Here is a 16,345-nt window from a genome sequence, read left to right on the forward strand (position 1 = left end):
AATGCCTCCTTGAAGAACACGCATACTAAAGGAGGCAAGGTGAGATTTCAATGCAAACGATAATCAATATCAATTAAATTTGTTTGCGGTACACTCGCAGCATAAAGTCAGCTTCACAGTTGAATTGCTTAGCATCAGTGAGTTGTTGTTTAAACTCTTCACTCGCTTTCCAAGCAAACGGCGTCATCTGTAGCAGGTCGAATGCGTCTGACCCCGATAGTTCCATCATATAGTTTAGTTGCTCTTGGTGCTCAAGCGTAAAACCTTCGATCATTTCTGGGTCTTCATCGTGCAAGCGAACGCCATCATAAATCGCATCACGTAGCTGATACAGGTGTCGGCTGGCTGGTGTCACGGTTATCACCACACCATTGTCTTTGATGGTGCGTTGCAGCTCTTCTGCCTTGCAAGGCGCATAAATGCGCAGAATGCCGTCTAAGCTATTTTCCGCAAAGGGTAGGCGATGGCTCGAAGCGACTGAGAAATCCACTGCAGGGTAGCGTTTAGCCGCGTATTTGATAGCAACCTTAGAGATGTCTAGGCCAAAAGTAGCGCCGTTCTTTTCTTGAAGATTTACCGCAATTTCGTTGGTGTAGTAACCTTCGCCACAACCAATATCTAATAGGCTAGGCGCCTCTTCTGGTAGATAGCGAGAACATAATGTCACCACCGCTTGGCGCATTGGATCATAGTGGTTGCCTTCAAGGAAGCGACGACGTGCCTGCATCATCTCTTTGTTGTCACCTGGATCTTTTGAGCGTTTGTGGTGCGCTGGCATCAAATTAACATAGCCTTCTTTCGCTAGGTCGAACTGATGGTTCTTTTCACACTTAAACGTACGATCGTTTTGAGATAAAGGTTGGTGACACAAAGGGCATTGGTAAGTCATGACGATCTCAGAGGCATAGAGTTGGGCGCAGATTCTATCAAAAAGGTCTGCATCAGGCTAAATAAAAAGGCGAGAATATCCGCTTCTAGAATAGTGAACTTATGGCTTATTACAATAAAAATCAGAGCTTAGGTTTAGGTCACGTTTATCTGCGTTTTTTCTGGGTATCGTCAACGCTTTCCTACTGTTTAATTAGAAGCTGATATGACAAAGAAAATCATCCTAGATACAGATCCGGGCATCGATGATGCAATGGCCATACTATTTGCGGAAGCACATCCTGATATTGAGTTGGTGGGCATCACTACTGTTTATGGTAATGCGACGATAGACAACGGGACTCAAAATGCCCTTTATCTGAAGCAGAAGTTTGGAATGAAGGCGCTTGTGGCTAAGGGAACGGATAAGCCGTTAATAAGAGATCCCGTTGGAGCCACGGTTGTGGTGCATGGCGAGGCTGGATTTGGGGATGTGAAAGCGCCAAGTTCATTAGATGTTACAACGATTGATAAGCCGGCTTACCAGTTCATTATCGATAGTGTTCGAGCAGAACCGGGAGAGATAACTCTTGTGGCGGTTGGCCCTCTTACTAACCTTGCGCTCGCTCTGGAAGCAGATCCTGAAATTGTCGACTTAGTGAAAGAAGTGGTCATTATGGGAGGCGCGTTCGGTGAAAATGACCATAGAGGTAACGTGACACCATTTGCTGAAGCGAATATCCATGATGATCCTCACGCTGCGGATAAGGTGTTTACGGCATTATGGCCTGTCGTGATTATCGGATTAGATGTCACTGAGGAGAGCTTCTTTACTGGTCAATACCTTGATGATTTACGAGATGATGCTGGAGAGGTAGGGCAGTTTATCTGGGATGTTAGTCGTTACTACTTAAAGTTCTATTCTGAAAAGGTAGGAATGGAGGGTTGTCATGTTCACGATCCTTCAGCCATTGCTTATGTTATCCAACCATCTCTATTTACCTGTCGTAGTGGCTCGGTCAGAGTAGTGACTGATGGCCCCGCAGAAGGAATGACAATTCAGAAAGTTGATCAACGTAAATACATGAATGATAAGTGGAGTTCATTCCCTGCACAAAAGGTCGGCGTTCAAGTGGACAACAATGCTCTATTGTCACTCTATAGAGAAACTTTAGTTCACTATTCACAGCAGCAAAGCTAATTGATAGTCATCGTAGTGTTGTAAAAAATAGTTGTAAAAAAGGCCGGATAAACCGGCCTTTGAAGCGTTTTTTTGAGTCGCTTACTGAGCTGAAATCACCGTAATCAGCTGGTGGCTTTCGCCAGGCTGTAGCGTTTTGCCTGCTTCTAGGCTTGGTGCGTGTAGTGTTGATTCTACACACATCATAGTTAGGTAACCGTCGTCTTGCATGTCGCCCATACCTGCAGCGCCTGCCGCCCACGGGTTCCACAATACAGCAGAGTTATGGCCGTGGTTCTCAACCGTTAGTGTGCGATCCAGTTTTTTGTCGGCAACGAAGATTTGCGCTTCTGGCTGTGTGTAAACACGGTCAATAGTGTCAGTCAGTACTAGCTCAGTACCACCTTGGCAGATCTTGCCACCTTGTAGGCTATCTATGTACTCGGCACCCATACCTGTAGTCGTAGTCTTGTGAATATCACCGACATTTAGGTAAGTGTGCAGTGCTCCAGAGAAAGTCCATGGTTGCGAATCAGTGTTCTTCACATCCAAAGTTACTTTTAGTTGGTCGCCAATCTCAACGTTTAATCGAGCATCGAATTGATGAGGCCATACTGCCAGAGTCGCTTCACTAGGTTTTAGACCTAAGCTTACAATCACGCCAGCTTCGCTTTCACGGTGCTCAACCAATTGCCATTCGCTTGAACGTGCAAAACCATGTGCAGGTGCTGCAATGCGACCAAACCAAGGCCAACATACTGGAATACCGCCACGTAGGGCTGTTTTTCCATCGAATTTAGCTTGTTGGCTCATCCAAATTAGGTCTTCTTGACCTTGTGGTTGAAATGACACCACATGACCGCCAAACAACGAAATCGCTGCGTTTGCTTTATCGTGGATAACGCGAACCAGTTTTACACCTTCGTGTTCAACGATAGTGACGTTGTCAGAAAGTACAGTCAGTGCAGGTAGAGTAGATAAATCCATTACATGATCCTTCTAAGGAAATTGAATTCAAATGCTGACAAGAACTAGGGTGCTTGTGATTTTTTGAGGGACAAGCAGAGTCAGTATTGGAATTGAATTTCAGTGTTTTGGTGATCGGGATTGAAGTCGGAAGTCGTTTAAAAGGTAGCAGGTATTAAAAAGGCGACACTAAGGTCGCCTTTTTCAAAGTCTGCTCAAAACAGTCTTCGCTAATGCTTATCTAAAGCGATTTCTAAAAAGAAATTACTTAGAGATGTGAGCGATTAGGTCTAGAACTTTGTTTGAGTAACCGATTTCGTTGTCGTACCAAGATACAACTTTAACGAATTTGTCAGTTAGAGCAACACCAGCTTTAGCATCGAATACTGAAGTTTGAACTTCACCGATGAAATCTTGTGATACTACTTGGTCTTCAGTGTAACCAAGAACGCCAGCCATTTCGCCTTCAGAAGCTTCTTTCATTGCAGCACAAATTTCTTCGTAAGATGCAGCTTCTTTTAGGTTAACAGTTAGGTCAACTACAGATACGTTAGCAGTTGGTACACGGAAAGCCATACCAGTTAGAAGGCCGTTTAGTTCTGGAAGAACAACGCCTACAGCTTTAGCAGCACCAGTTGAAGATGGGATGATGTTTTGAGAAGCACCACGGCCACCGCGCCAGTCTTTAGCAGAAGGGCCATCTACAGTTTTTTGAGTTGCTGTAGTAGCGTGAACTGTAGTCATAAGACCAGACTCAATGCCCCACTTATCGTTAAGTACTTTAGCGATAGGTGCAAGACAGTTAGTAGTACAAGAAGCGTTAGAAACGATGTCTTGACCAGCGTAAGATGCTTGGTTAACGCCCATTACGAACATTGGAGTAGCATCTTTAGAAGGACCAGTAAGAACTACTTTCTTAGCGCCAGCAGTGATGTGCTTACGTGCAGTCTCGTCAGTTAGGAAAAGACCAGTTGCTTCAGCAACTACGTCTACTTCGATAGCATCCCACTTAAGATCTTCTGGGTTACGCTCAGCTGTAACACGTACAGTTTTACCGTTAACGATTAGGTTACCGCCTTCAACTTCAACAGTACCGTTGAAACGGCCGTGAGTTGAGTCGTACTTAAGCATGTATGCCATGTATTCAACGTCGATAAGGTCGTTGATACCAACAACTTCGATGTCATTGCGCTCTTGCGCTGCACGGAATACGAAACGACCGATACGGCCAAAACCATTAATACCTACTTTGATAGTCATTGTAGTTGCTCCACAACTTAATTTCTGATTAAAGATAACTGGTAGTAAAATTACAGAATCCAGTATACATCTGCAATAGATAATCCGACTTAACTTGTTTAATGTCAAAAAAAAGCGACGCTTTTCTTAACAATTGGGTGTAAGTGGTTGAAATTTGACCATTGCGACTGGCTCTGAACCCTTCCAGTTGGGTAAAATACCCCTAAATGATGATTCACTTATGAGTGTATATGTACAATGTTTCCTGGTGAGAAAGTATGTGCTACAAAACGACTCATATGCAAGCCTTTATAGAAAAAAGTAAATATAATAAAAGAGAATGTGGACGGATATTAACGTGATTCACGAGGAAGAAAATATGACAAAGCCTGATGAATACTGGCGTGAACGCCTAACTGATGATGAATATGAGGTGTGTCGACTACGTGGTACAGAGGCCCCTTATAGCGGTAAGTTGTTACATAATCATGATACGGGTATCTATAGCTGTACCTGCTGCGAAACCCCTTTGTTTATATCGGATAACAAATATGATTCAGGGTGCGGTTGGCCTAGCTTTGACGCCCCTGTGAATGATGAAGCAGTACGCTATATAGAAGATCTAAGTCACGGAATGAAGCGTGTAGAGATCCGTTGTGCAGCCTGTGATAGCCATTTAGGTCACGTTTTCCCTGATGGACCTAAGACAACCGGTGAGCGGTTTTGTGTTAACTCAGTGTCGTTAATTTTCAACAAAAATGACAAAACTACGAAATAACTTGTAACTATTGTCTAATCCTTACAAGTTGCTTTCAGGCACTTAAAGGGATGAATAGCTAAGTGAGTAGGGTTAACTCTAGTACAAATAAAAACAGCTACCATGAAAGTAGCTGTTTTTTTGTGCGTTAAGAAATCGAAAACTAATAGTTCGGCACTATGGATGCGGTGTAAACGCCGTCTTCAATGGCTTCGACAATCTTTTCGGCATCATCATTGAATTGCTTGTATTGAGGTTTGTCGAAACGATACAACACATTAAGTTCTGCTTCAGAAGCGATGGGTACATCAAAATCTTTGGCAACCATGGCCCATAAATACGCTTTCTCTAAATGGCCTAGGCTGTGATTAATACTGGCCATGGATTTGAAAATTTCAGTATTAACGGCAGAACCATTGGAAAGCGTTAAAGCATTATTGAGCAACGTTAAGGTTTTTTCATGATCACGAGTCGTGTAGAAGGTGGCTAATGCATATTGCATTTCTGCCGTGTTTAACGCTTCTTTTCCTTCTAACTGCAAGAAACTGCGTCTGGCATTGGTGTCACCGGTTTGTGACCACAAGAAGTAGAGCGTTTCTGGTGTATCCGATTGAGACAGCTCTTTAACGATTCGTTCAGACTCTTCAATACTATGCATTAAAGCCGTGAAGCGACGTTCTTGAAGTTTAGATTGATCGATGGTTTCAATTTGCGCAGCCAACTCTAGACACTTCTTATAAGAGGCGACCAACTCAAATTCTTTGATCTTATTGATTTCGGTTGGTTGTTTTAGAACTTCGAAGCGATGCCAGATGAGATCGGTACGTGCCACACGGCATTGTCCGTCGTTCATATTGAGCTGTTCACATTGTAATGCCGAATTGCTTTGGCATAGCTGATCCGTGTTCTTGTTCCCTTCAAGGCAACCAGCAAGCGCAAGAGGCAATATGCCAATAGCCAACCATTTCATAATCTTCATATTCCTTCACTTGTGATCAATTACACTTATTTTCGGTGAGGTTCTTGACTCAATTCTGTTACAGGTTATTTTCTGGTGAAAATTGTTAAAACTAGGGCTCTATCATGGATGCAGAACAACTTCTTAGCGCAATGACTCCTGAGGTCTACGAGCGTTTAACTTATGCCGTTGAAACGGGCAAATGGCCAGAAGGTACGGCGCTTTCCAAAGAACAACGTGATTCGTGTATGCAAGCTGTCATGTTATACCAATCTAAACATAATGATGAAGCTCAGCATATGACAATTGCGGCTGGTGGTGACATTAGCTTTAAATCAAAGGCTGAACTCAAGAAACAGTTTAAATCAGACCAAGAAGATATTGTTAGGGTTAACCCGAATCATTAGGCTTAAATTACAACAAAGGGGAGGCACTGTGCCACCCCTTTTTAATGTTAAGCTGTTTATTTGTAAGCAATAAATCTAAATAACTTACGTTAAAATACCCGCTAGCTTATAAACTCATCTCGCCACGTAACACTTGTTGCATCTTATTTTTTACTTCTTCGTAGCCTAGGTTTTGGCTGAGCAAGTAATGCAGTTTCGCAAGTGCTGCTTCTGGTGTCATATCGTAACCACTCACCACGCCAGCTTCTGCTAACGCACAACCCGTCGCGTAACCACCCATGTTGACTTTACCCGCCAAACATTGAGTTAGGTTAACCACAATCACACCACGCTCAGAAGCATCTTTTAGGTGCTGAAGTAGTTCTGGGTTCTGTGGCGCATTACCAACACCAAAAGTAAGCAAAATCATCGCGTTAACAGGCTGTAGTAGCGTGTTACGGATCACTTCGTGTGATATGCCAGGGTACATAGTGATCACACCGATGGGTTGCGGTGTAATGTTATGAACCTTGAAAGCACCTTCAGGTTGTTCGTTTACCTTTACGTTATTGCTGATCTGGATATTGATACCGGCTTCTAGCAATGGGGTCAGGTTTGGAGAGGTAAATGCATTGAAGCCATCAGCGTGTGATTTTGTGCTGCGGTTACCACGCATCAACTTGTTGTTGAAGAACAGTGTCACTTCGTTGATAGGGTAGTTTGCTGCAATGTGCAGTGCATTCAGTAGGTTTGCTTGTCCGTCTGAACGTAACTCTGCTAATGGGATCTGAGAGCCCGTAACAATCACAGGTTTGCCGAGGTTTTCTAACATGAAAGACAGAGCTGAGGCGGTGTAAGCCATTGTGTCTGTGCCATGCAGGATAACGAAACCATCGTATTTATCGTAGTTCGCGCGAATATCATCAGCGATAGTCTGCCAATCAAGTGGCGTCATATCTGAAGAGTCCATAAGTGGAGAATATTCGTGAATGGTGTACTCAGGCATCTCTGGGCGATGGAACTCAGGCATGCCAGCTAGCTGCTTATCCATAAAACCAGCGACAGGAACATAGCCGTGATCTGCAGATTTTTGCATGCCAATTGTGCCGCCGGTGTACGCGATATAGATGTGTTTTCTTTCCATGGCGATGATTACTTAGTGTGATGTAGGGAACAGGGGGGCGATTATAGCGAATTATCGTGCAATAAAAAGAGGCACCTCACACAGAGGTGCCTCTCTAACATTGAGCTTTTGGGTTAACCTATTGAACTTGGCAGTTTAAGCAAAAAGCATAACGTCCTTGTGGGTCGTTAAAGTTGCCTAATAGTTGGCTATCTTGAGCTAACTGCTGAGTAACAGGCTGTAAACTGCTTGGTATCATCGATTGAATATCAAGACCTATCGACATCTGTACTTGGTTCATAAATTGCTGAATAAACTGTTCAGTCGCCGTAAGAGGTTCTTCTACCCAGTAGATATTGTAGCTTTCTAGTTCAGCGAGTGAAGCGGCCGCTTCAATTGCGTCATCAAAGTCACCAATCTCATCCACTAAACCTTTCTGCATAGCATCTTGACCCGTCCATACTCGACCTTGAGCAATCTTGTCGACAGCATCGACTTCCATGCCACGGTTTTCTCCAACTAAGCTAATGAATCGGCGGTAGCCATTTTCAATGCCCATTTGGAACGCATCTTTCGCACCATCGCTTAAGCCTGTAGTAATACCAAGGCCAGAGAAAGGTGACGTGCCGACACCGTCTGTGTAAACCCCAATATCGTTCAAACCTTTTTCGAAGGTTGTGATGACACTAAAGATACCGATAGAACCCGTTAGCGTAGTTGGTTGCGCTAGGATTTTGTCTGCACCCATTGAGATCCAGTAACCACCAGAAGCAGCAAGGCTAGACATGGAAACCACAACCGGTTTGCCGGCTTCTTTAAGCGCTTCGACTTCGTTGCGAATCACTTCTGAAGCAAAGGCACTGCCACCCGGGCTATCTACTCGAAGCACAACCGCTTTCACTTTGTCGTCGTTACGAGCTTGGCGAAGTAAGGCTGCAGTGGTATCACCACCAACAGTACCACGAGGTTGTTTGCCATCCATAATGGCGCCGCTAGCAACAATAACGGCCACATCATGTGACTCGCTTGTCATGTCTGGAATCATGGTTGAACGGTATTCGTAGTAACCAAATGCGTTGTAGCTATCTTGGCCGTCACTACCGAACACATCTGCCAGCTCTAATCGAACTTGTTGGCGTGTTGCCAGTTCATCTACTAAGCCAAGTTTCTCGGCCAGTTTTGCAATATCGCCGTCAACCGATTCAAGCTCTTTCAAGAACGTATCCATGCTTGGATTCAGTGTTTTCGCGTCGATTTGACGGTTGTTAGAAACATCATCAACGTATGCGCCCCACAATTGGCCTAACCAACGAGAAGCAGACTCTTTCGCTGCGTCTGACATGTCGTCGCGAATGAAAGGTTCGATTGCAGACTTGTAAGTACCGACGCGAAACACGTGCGTATTTACGTCAAGCTTCTCTAATAGAGTTTTGTAGAATAGCGAGTAAGCACTGTAGCCTTTAAGCAGCACGCCGCCGTCTGGCGATAAGAAGACTTTGTTAGCGTAACTGGCTAGGTAGTACTGGCTTTGGTTATAAAAGTCACCCACCGCATAAATCGGCTTACCTGTTGCTTTGAATTCATTAAGAGCCTTAGCAATGTAACGAAGCTTAGTCAGGTTGGTTTCTGGCAGCTCTTTGAGTGCTAAAACAAGACCAGTAACGTTTTCGTCGTCTTTGGCATAGCGAATCGTTTCAACGATATCAAACAGGACGTTCTCTTTCGGGAGGTCCTTGCCAAGCAGTGAACCTGTCACGGAGTCCATTGGATTAATGTAGCGACTTTGTTCGACAATCGGCCCTGAAAGGTTAAGTACCAATGCCGATTGTTGCGGAACGGTTGGTTGAGTCGTATCTGAGTGAAAGTACACAAAGTAAATAATGGCGATACTGAGCAAAAAGAACAGGTTAACAAGCGCAAGACGCACAAACGTAATGAGCTTCCAAATCCCTTTAAAGATCATACCGATAAATTTGAATATTTTTTTCATTCTGTCTCCACAGTGAGATTACGTCGCTTTAACAAGTCGTAGTACCATTAATCTCAATAATATTAACTGCTTAGTATCCTACGATAATTCCCTAGCTCAAACTACACCAAGAATTGTTAATCGATATATATTCTCATTAAGTGTAGTCAAATTAAGGGTTTCTGAACGATTAATATGTCCTGCATTATGATCGGTGTTACAAAAATGTAAACGGTTGTTTGAACTTTTGGTGATTGAGCTATACTGTGGTCTGACCACAAGGATAAAATAATAGAAGTGATGTCTGCCATGTACCCACATTTACTCGAACCACTCGATCTTGGATTTACTCAGTTACGTAACCGTGTATTGATGGGATCAATGCACACGGGTTTAGAAGAAAATAAAGAAGGCCTACACAAACTTGCCGCATTTTACGAAGAGCGAGCTAGAGGAGGCGTTGGCCTTATTGTAACCGGTGGTTTTTCTCCAAATCTACGTGGCAGATTAACTCCGTTCAGTGCTGAGTTCAGCAAGGTTAAACACGCGAAAGCTCACCAAGTTGTCACAGAGGCCGTGCACAAACATGGCGGTAAAATTGCTCTTCAATTGTTGCATGCTGGCCGCTACGCGATGCACCCTTTTGCTCAAAGTGCTTCGGGCATTAAAGCGCCTATCGCTAAATTCGCACCGAGCGAAATGAGCCCTCGTCAGATTAAGAAAACCATTGATGCCTTTGCAAATAGTGCAGAGCTTGCTCAAGTTGCCGGTTATGACGGTGTCGAGATCATGGGATCTGAAGGTTACTTAATTAACCAATTTATCTGTAAGCGTACCAACATGCGTTACGACGAATGGGGCGGTTCTTATGAAAAACGCATGCGCTTCCCATTAGAGATTGTTAAGTCGATTCGTGAAGCCGTTGGCGATGATTTTATTATTATTTTCAGACTGTCGATGCTTGATTTAGTTGAACAAGGCAGCACGTTTGAAGATGTTGTATTACTTGCTCAAAAGCTTGAAGAAGCGGGCGTGACCATTATCAATACGGGTATCGGTTGGCACGAAGCTCGTGTTCCTACAATTGCGACTCAGGTACCACGTGGTGCTTTCTCCTGGGTGACGGAAAAGGTGAAGCCTTACGTGTCTATCCCAGTGGTGACATGTAACCGCATCAATACGCCAGAAGAAGCAGAACGCATTCTCAGCTCTGGTCAGGCGGATATGGTGTCTATGGCTCGCCCATTCTTGGCTGACCCTGATTTCGTTAATAAGGCCGCTCAAGACCAAGCTCAATTTATTAATACCTGTATCGGTTGTAACCAAGCTTGTCTTGATAACGTATTCAAAGGTAAAAGAGCGAGCTGCTTAGTTAACCCACGAGCGTGTTACGAAACAGAAATTGTTGTTCAACCTGCTCAAGCCACTAAAACTATTGCCGTAGTCGGTGCTGGCCCCGCAGGTCTAGCCTGTGCGACAACGTTAGCGCAGCGTGGACACACAGTTGACTTGATTGAGAAAAATGACCGAATCGGTGGCCAATTTAGACTGGCGATGCAAATTCCCGGGAAAGAAGAATTTAGAGAAACCATTCGTTACTTTGCGAATCAAATTGATGCAGCTGGTGTAAATCTTAAACTCGATACTGAAGCGACGTTTGAGATGCTGCTTAAGTACGATGAAGTCGTGATGGCGGCGGGTGTTAAACCTAGAAAGCTTAACCTCGAAGGTATTGATCAAGAAAAGGTAGTCGATTACCAAACCTTAATTCGTGAAAAGACACCGGTAGGCGAGAAGGTTGCGATTGTTGGTGCTGGTGGTATCGGTATTGATGTGGCAACCATGCTCACTGAGCCGACTTCTCATAGCTTGGACGACTGGCTGCATGAGTGGGGCATTGATAAGAACATGGAACACCCAGGTGGACTTTATCCTTATCCTGATTCGTTCAGTGACAAAACGGTTTGGGTGATGCAGCGAAAAGCCGGTCGTGTGGGTAAAGGCCCGGGTAAAACTACTGGTTGGATTCATAAGCGCACTCTAGAAAAACGTGGTGTTAACTTATTAGGTGGTGTCAGCTACAACAAGATTGATGACCAAGGTCTGCACATTACGATTGATAAGAAAGAGCAGGTACTCGATGCCGATTCCGTTATCGTGTGTGCGGGTCAAGTTTCTGTTCGCCCGTTTGAAGATATGTGGCAAGAGTTTGGTGGCAAACTTCACGTGATCGGTGGTGCTGATTACGCGGGTGAACTTGATGCGGTACGTGCTATTCGCCAAGGTGTTGAGTTAGCGATTAAGCTCTAACAACAAACAGAATACATTTGTTTATAAACTTGAACGAAACCTGTAAATAAGGCTCCTAAGTCATAGATTTAGGAGCCTTTATTGTTTCCAATACCGTTTGAACTATTGTGTCAATTGGACAGCCGTTGAGATTTATTATCGTTTGTATTCTGTGCTACAGTTCAACTATACAAACAATAAAAATTAGTAAGGACTTCAAATGGATGCTTTGGATCTATTGCTCAACAGACGCTCTATCGCAAAACTCTCTGATCCAGCACCTGAAGGTGTCGCGTTAGAAAATATCATCAAAGCAGGTTTACGAGCTCCAGACCATGGCGCACTGACACCATGGCGCTTTGTTATCGCACAAGGTTCAGGGCTACAGAAACTCTCAGACATCTTGGTTCGTGCTGCCGAAGCGGATAAAAGCGAAGAAGCGGTTATCGAGAAAGTAAAAAAAGCGCCGTTTCGAGCTCCAATGGTGATCACTATTATCGCAAAGGTAACTGAGCACGAAAAAGTGCCAGCATTCGAACAACACTTGTCTGCGGGTTGTGCTGCGCAAGCAATGCAAATGGCAGCCGTCGCACAAGGTTTTCAAGGTTTTTGGCGTTCAGGTAAATGGATGTTCCATCCAGAGGTTCACCAAGCATTTGGCCTAGAAGGCGATGACGAAATTGTTGGTTTCCTATACCTAGGTACTCCGGGCTGTACGCCAATGAAAGTGCCAGAGCGTGATTTCTCAAAGTTCGTCGAGTTCTTATAGATCTCGTCAGGAAAATAGCTATACAACGAATTGTTGAATGCTAACTGTATAAACAACCAGTTTTCCTTGATTTATTAGGGCCACATTAGATAATGTGGCCCTAATTGTTTGTAGCATCTGGAAAAACATGTCTCGCCTTATTATTGCTGAAAAACCAAGCCTCGGCCGCGCGATCGCCGCCGCACTACCGAATCCACAGAAGAAAGACCAAGGGTTTATCAAATGTGGTAATGGGGATGTGGTGACTTGGTGTATTGGACACTTATTGGAGCAGGTTGAGCCAGACGCTTATGACGACCGTTATAAGAAGTGGAACTTAGCCGATCTCCCTATTGTGCCAGAGCAATGGCAGCTGAGACCACGCAAGACTTCAAGCAAACAGCTCACGGTGATCCGAAAGCTATTGAAGGACGCGACCCAAATTGTCCATGCGGGTGACCCGGATAGAGAAGGGCAGTTGCTGGTTGATGAAGTGATCGATTACTGCAAGGTATCCAAGGTTAAGAAAGAGTCGATGGACAGGTTGCTTATCAGTGACTTGAACTTGCCAGCGGTAAAGCGTGCGCTCTCTCAAATGCGCAGTAACCGCGATTTTATTCCACTTTCTATTTCTGCATTGGCGCGCTCTAGAGCCGATTGGCTTTATGGCATGAACATGACTCGCGCGTATACCTTGCTTGGTCAAAAGGCGGGCTACCAAGGCGTGTTGTCGGTAGGACGAGTACAAACGCCTGTTCTTGGTTTGGTCGTAAGGCGTGATGAAGAGATCGAAAACTTCATTCCTAAAGATTACTTCACGCTGCATGCTTTGATCCCATATCAAAATAACGGCCAGAGCTTTGATATTCGTGCGCGTTGGAAACCAAGCGAAGCATGTAAGCCATGGCAAGATGAAGAAGGCCGGGTGCTCAATCGAAAATTGGTTGAGAACGTGGCTCAGCGAATTACGAACCAACCTGCAACCGTGACGGAATCAGAGCAGAAGCAAAGCAAACAAGCTGCGCCACTTCCTTACTCGCTGTCAGCTTTGCAGATTGATGCGTCTAAGCGATTTGGCATGAGCGCTCAACAGGTACTCGACACTTGTCAGTCATTGTATGAGAAACACAAACTCATCACTTACCCACGTTCTGACAGCCGATACTTGCCTAAAGATCACTACTCGCAACGAGAGTCAGTCGTCGATGCTATCGCCAATAATACGAAAGAGCTGCAAAGTGGTGCTCAAGGTGCGGATCTTTCCCTTAAATCCAAAGCATGGAATGATAGTAAGGTCGACGCTCACCACGCGATAATCCCAACACCGAAAAAATCATCGGTGAATGGCCTTTCTGCCAATGAGATGAAAATCTATCAGCAAATCGCTCGTCAGTATCTAATGCAATTCTACCCACCTGCCATTTTCGCCGATGCAAAGCTTGTGTTTGATATCGCTGGTGGCGTGTTCATCGCAAAAGGACGTCAGCTTATCAACCCAGGTTGGAAGGTGTTGATGGGTAAAACGGACACCGAAGAGAAAGGCGATGGCACAGATACGGTTCCTCCACTGGATAAAGGAACGGTGCTGACGTGTCGTGAAGGTATTATTGGCGATAAGAAAACCGAGCCACCAAAACACTTTACCGAAGCGACGTTGTTACAAGCGATGACCGGTATTGCGCGCTTTGTGGCGAACAAAGATCTGAAAGCTATTTTGAAAGAGACCGATGGCCTTGGAACTGAGGCAACTCGTGCGGGGATTCTAGATACTTTGTTCAAAAGACAGCTACTAACTCGACAAGGTAAAAGCATTCACAGTAGCCCTGCGGGGAGAGGTTTGATTAATGCCTTGCCTGAGGATTCGACCTTTCCCGACATGACCGCTCACTGGGAGCATCAGTTGCAAGGCATGGCTGAACGAAATCAAGCGTATCAACCCTTCATGCAAGAGTTAGAAAGCAAGATTGATGGCTTGATGGGCAAGGTAAAAACGGGTGAAGTTCCTGAATCCCTGCGCCATCTTCCTAAAGTCGAAAGAGCTGCTTTTAAACGTCGCAAAGGTGGTGGTGCGAAGAAAACTTATGCCAAGAAAGGGACGTATGCTAAGAAAGGCACTAAAAGCTAGGAACTGAGAGCAAACCGCTGTTTATTGGCGATATTAGAGTTAACGCCCAACCTTGCGTCCGCAGCGCTTAAAAAGCTGTTGCCAATAGTCGACATGGCGACGAGTGGATGATCGAAAGGCTTGATGCGCATCTTTGATGGGAAAGTAATAACTGTGTAGTTCAGGCTGTGCGTCAAACATAGCAAGTTGCGGGGCTAGCTGCTGATAGTAGCCATCCAATTGGGCCATGTATGGCTGAACCTTGTCAATATACTGTTGTTCGAACACATTGTTGAGATAGCGAAACTTAGTCGTGTCTCGTTGCTTCCCACAGATGATGTTGGCGTCAAAAGTAGTCAGCTGCTGGGTGATGGTATCAAGCTCGGCCGAAGCACGAGATAGTGAGTAGTACAAATCCCCAAGCGTCGAACTCTTCTCTAATCTTTCTTGAACTGCGGTGGTTTTACCGGAAACGAGAGGTGTGTTTAACGCTAGATTGATATGCTCTAGTGCGCCACCTGTCTGTCGAACTTGATCGCCAATATCAGCACGTAACCACTGGCTACCACGCATTTGCGACTGCATCGCTTCACTGGCATAGATGAGATTCCATTGGTGCAGTGGAAATTGTGCGAGCTTCTGTTGCTCGACTTCTCTGAGTAACTCTACGATCTCTGGGTCTAATTCTTTATTAGATAAACATTGACCAACACCTTCCAGCAGAGCGACTTGATAATCGTAATTTCTGAACTCGTCGGCGACTTTCCCAAGTACAGAGTTTCTTTCTGCAATCAGGTTGAATAATCCACATTGCCGAAGTTGATAACTGTCTATGAGCCCGATAGAGAGTGAAGGAACTTCAATAAACAGCTCTCGCTTTCTCGGTAAGCTCTCAAGCTCCCAGTCTTCCTGTATCTCGTCAGCATTTTGCACGTTGGCTATTTTGGTCTGATAGTCGTCGAAATAGTTCTGTGGGCTGTCATCGAAACATCCAGTGAGCACCATTGTTAGACACAACAGTGTTGAACGTACGAGTAAGCTTGAGATAACGCGACGACCCATGTGACGGCTACCAGTCTATTTCGTTACCATCGAAATTAAAGAAGTGACCACTCACTTCAGTATTCGATGACTCTATTACAGTCACAAGGCCCTGAGCCGAAGTCTCTGTATCAATAAGAGCATTAGGGCCGCCCATTTCCGTCTGTACCCAACCAGGATGTAACGCTAACACTGTAAAGCCATTCGCGGTTAGGTCGTTGCTTAAACTCTTCACTACCGAGTTTAGAGCCGCTTTAGAGGAACGATAGATGTAGCCTCCGCCTGATGTGTTTTCAGACATGCTGCCCACTCTTGATGAAAGGCAAGCGATCTTTTTTATTGAGCTCTTTGTTAGCAGAGGCAGTAAGGATTCAACGAGTTTAAGAGGAGCGATGGTGTTGATTTCGAAAACGCGACGCCACTCTTCTACATCGGTATTGCCTAACCCGTAACCTTTAGGGCCATAGTAGCCAGCGTTGTTGATGAGAATATCAATGGATTCAAGCTTTGAAGGAAGTTCATTGACCGATTGATAGTCCGTGATGTCGAGCTGTATACACGAAAGGTTGTTGTTTTCGTTTGCGAGAGCAAGTAACTCTTGTGCTGTGGAAGCATCGCGATAGGTGGCATACACGGTGTGGCTATCATTGACGTAGTGCCGAGCTAGGCTCAGACCAATACCTCGGTTCGCACCAGTGATAAAAATAACGCTCATAAT

At 44.8% G+C, this 16,345-nt stretch carries 14 protein-coding genes; 6 read left to right on the forward strand and 8 right to left on the reverse strand.

Annotated elements, in window-relative coordinates; genetic code table 11:
• Positions 1 to 73: 73 nt before the first annotated feature.
• Positions 74 to 889 (reverse strand): 23S rRNA (guanine(745)-N(1))-methyltransferase, encoded by an 816-nt coding sequence (gene rlmA / locus ED652_RS09780; RefSeq protein WP_122054562.1) that lies wholly within the window; start codon positions 887 to 889, stop codon positions 74 to 76.
• A 204-nt stretch (positions 890 to 1,093) separates the two neighbouring features.
• On the opposite strand from rlmA, the gene ED652_RS09785 reads away from it, so the two are divergent.
• Positions 1,094 to 2,068, forward strand: coding sequence for a nucleoside hydrolase (locus tag ED652_RS09785; protein ID WP_122054564.1), 975 nt, complete (start codon positions 1,094 to 1,096; stop codon positions 2,066 to 2,068).
• A gap of 81 nt (positions 2,069 to 2,149) precedes the next feature.
• Here ED652_RS09785 and ED652_RS09790 read toward each other — a convergent pair whose 3' ends face one another.
• Together ED652_RS09790 and gap are read right to left on the reverse strand one after the other, a co-directional pair.
• Entirely contained in the window at positions 2,150 to 3,034 is an 885-nt protein-coding gene (locus tag ED652_RS09790; protein WP_122054566.1) for a D-hexose-6-phosphate mutarotase, read from the reverse strand.
• A 243-nt stretch (positions 3,035 to 3,277) separates the two neighbouring features.
• Positions 3,278 to 4,273: a type I glyceraldehyde-3-phosphate dehydrogenase gene (gene gap / locus ED652_RS09795; RefSeq protein WP_029223576.1), complete on the reverse strand. Its 996-nt coding sequence runs from the start codon at positions 4,271 to 4,273 to the stop codon at positions 3,278 to 3,280.
• Between the two features lie 358 nt (positions 4,274 to 4,631).
• Here gap and msrB point away from each other — a divergent pair, with 358 nt between their 5' ends.
• Positions 4,632 to 5,030 carry a peptide-methionine (R)-S-oxide reductase MsrB gene (msrB, locus tag ED652_RS09800; protein ID WP_029225933.1) on the forward strand — a complete coding sequence of 133 codons (399 nt, stop codon included), beginning with the start codon at positions 4,632 to 4,634 and terminating at the stop codon, positions 5,028 to 5,030.
• 142 nt (positions 5,031 to 5,172) lie between these two features.
• Here msrB and ED652_RS09805 read toward each other — a convergent pair whose 3' ends face one another.
• Positions 5,173 to 5,979 (reverse strand): DUF2989 domain-containing protein, encoded by an 807-nt coding sequence (locus tag ED652_RS09805; RefSeq protein WP_029223574.1) that lies wholly within the window; start codon positions 5,977 to 5,979, stop codon positions 5,173 to 5,175.
• A 113-nt stretch (positions 5,980 to 6,092) separates the two neighbouring features.
• On the opposite strand from ED652_RS09805, the gene ED652_RS09810 reads away from it, so the two are divergent.
• Entirely contained in the window at positions 6,093 to 6,374 is a 282-nt protein-coding gene (locus ED652_RS09810; protein ID WP_017107368.1) for a YeaC family protein, read from the forward strand.
• A 106-nt stretch (positions 6,375 to 6,480) separates the two neighbouring features.
• Here the strand turns inward: ED652_RS09810 and ansA are convergent, their stop codons facing one another.
• Both ansA and sppA read right to left on the reverse strand, forming a co-directional pair.
• Positions 6,481 to 7,497: an asparaginase gene (gene ansA / locus ED652_RS09815; RefSeq protein WP_017111133.1), complete on the reverse strand. Its 1,017-nt coding sequence runs from the start codon at positions 7,495 to 7,497 to the stop codon at positions 6,481 to 6,483.
• Positions 7,498 to 7,615: 118 nt separating this feature from the next.
• Positions 7,616 to 9,466, reverse strand: a complete 1,851-nt coding sequence (gene sppA, locus ED652_RS09820; protein WP_065110981.1) for a signal peptide peptidase SppA — start codon at positions 9,464 to 9,466, stop codon at positions 7,616 to 7,618.
• A gap of 279 nt (positions 9,467 to 9,745) precedes the next feature.
• Here sppA and ED652_RS09825 point away from each other — a divergent pair, with 279 nt between their 5' ends.
• From ED652_RS09825 to ED652_RS09835, 3 genes are all read left to right on the forward strand, one after another.
• Entirely contained in the window at positions 9,746 to 11,755 is a 2,010-nt protein-coding gene (locus ED652_RS09825) for an NADPH-dependent 2,4-dienoyl-CoA reductase (protein ID WP_162929935.1), read from the forward strand.
• 199 nt (positions 11,756 to 11,954) lie between these two features.
• The gene (locus tag ED652_RS09830) at positions 11,955 to 12,503 is read left to right on the forward strand and encodes an NAD(P)H nitroreductase (protein WP_012603510.1); all 549 of its coding nucleotides are present in this window, start codon (positions 11,955 to 11,957) and stop codon (positions 12,501 to 12,503) included.
• Between the two features lie 127 nt (positions 12,504 to 12,630).
• On the forward strand, positions 12,631 to 14,607 hold the full coding sequence (locus tag ED652_RS09835; RefSeq protein ID WP_122054568.1) for a DNA topoisomerase III: 1,977 nt from the start codon (positions 12,631 to 12,633) through the stop codon (positions 14,605 to 14,607).
• A gap of 39 nt (positions 14,608 to 14,646) precedes the next feature.
• Here the strand turns inward: ED652_RS09835 and ED652_RS09840 are convergent, their stop codons facing one another.
• Together ED652_RS09840 and ED652_RS09845 are read right to left on the reverse strand one after the other, a co-directional pair.
• Positions 14,647 to 15,648: a DUF3080 domain-containing protein gene (locus ED652_RS09840; RefSeq protein WP_122054570.1), complete on the reverse strand. Its 1,002-nt coding sequence runs from the start codon at positions 15,646 to 15,648 to the stop codon at positions 14,647 to 14,649.
• Positions 15,649 to 15,655: 7 nt separating this feature from the next.
• Entirely contained in the window at positions 15,656 to 16,342 is a 687-nt protein-coding gene (locus ED652_RS09845; RefSeq protein WP_122054571.1) for an SDR family oxidoreductase, read from the reverse strand.
• Positions 16,343 to 16,345 lie beyond the last annotated feature (3 nt).

This window comes from Vibrio sp. Evd11 (assembly GCF_900382755.1).
Taxonomy (GTDB): domain Bacteria; phylum Pseudomonadota; class Gammaproteobacteria; order Enterobacterales; family Vibrionaceae; genus Vibrio; species Vibrio lentus.

What these genes read in the sequence shown, in the direction of transcription:
- rlmA (WP_122054562.1), bottom strand. Translation starts at nt 889, where the DNA reads ATGACTTACCAATGCCCTTTGTGTCACCAACCTTTATCTCAAAACGAT.
- ED652_RS09785 (WP_122054564.1), top strand. Translation starts at nt 1,094, where the DNA reads ATGACAAAGAAAATCATCCTAGATACAGATCCGGGCATCGATGATGCA.
- ED652_RS09790 (WP_122054566.1), bottom strand. Translation starts at nt 3,034, where the DNA reads ATGGATTTATCTACTCTACCTGCACTGACTGTACTTTCTGACAACGTC.
- gap (WP_029223576.1), bottom strand. Translation starts at nt 4,273, where the DNA reads ATGACTATCAAAGTAGGTATTAATGGTTTTGGCCGTATCGGTCGTTTC.
- msrB (WP_029225933.1), top strand. Translation starts at nt 4,632, where the DNA reads ATGACAAAGCCTGATGAATACTGGCGTGAACGCCTAACTGATGATGAA.
- ED652_RS09805 (WP_029223574.1), bottom strand. Translation starts at nt 5,979, where the DNA reads ATGAAATGGTTGGCTATTGGCATATTGCCTCTTGCGCTTGCTGGTTGC.
- ED652_RS09810 (WP_017107368.1), top strand. Translation starts at nt 6,093, where the DNA reads ATGGATGCAGAACAACTTCTTAGCGCAATGACTCCTGAGGTCTACGAG.
- ansA (WP_017111133.1), bottom strand. Translation starts at nt 7,497, where the DNA reads ATGGAAAGAAAACACATCTATATCGCGTACACCGGCGGCACAATTGGC.
- sppA (WP_065110981.1), bottom strand. Translation starts at nt 9,466, where the DNA reads ATGAAAAAAATATTCAAATTTATCGGTATGATCTTTAAAGGGATTTGG.
- ED652_RS09825 (WP_162929935.1), top strand. Translation starts at nt 9,746, where the DNA reads ATGTCTGCCATGTACCCACATTTACTCGAACCACTCGATCTTGGATTT.
- ED652_RS09830 (WP_012603510.1), top strand. Translation starts at nt 11,955, where the DNA reads ATGGATGCTTTGGATCTATTGCTCAACAGACGCTCTATCGCAAAACTC.
- ED652_RS09835 (WP_122054568.1), top strand. Translation starts at nt 12,631, where the DNA reads ATGTCTCGCCTTATTATTGCTGAAAAACCAAGCCTCGGCCGCGCGATC.
- ED652_RS09840 (WP_122054570.1), bottom strand. Translation starts at nt 15,648, where the DNA reads ATGGGTCGTCGCGTTATCTCAAGCTTACTCGTACGTTCAACACTGTTG.
- ED652_RS09845 (WP_122054571.1), bottom strand. Translation starts at nt 16,342, where the DNA reads ATGAGCGTTATTTTTATCACTGGTGCGAACCGAGGTATTGGTCTGAGC.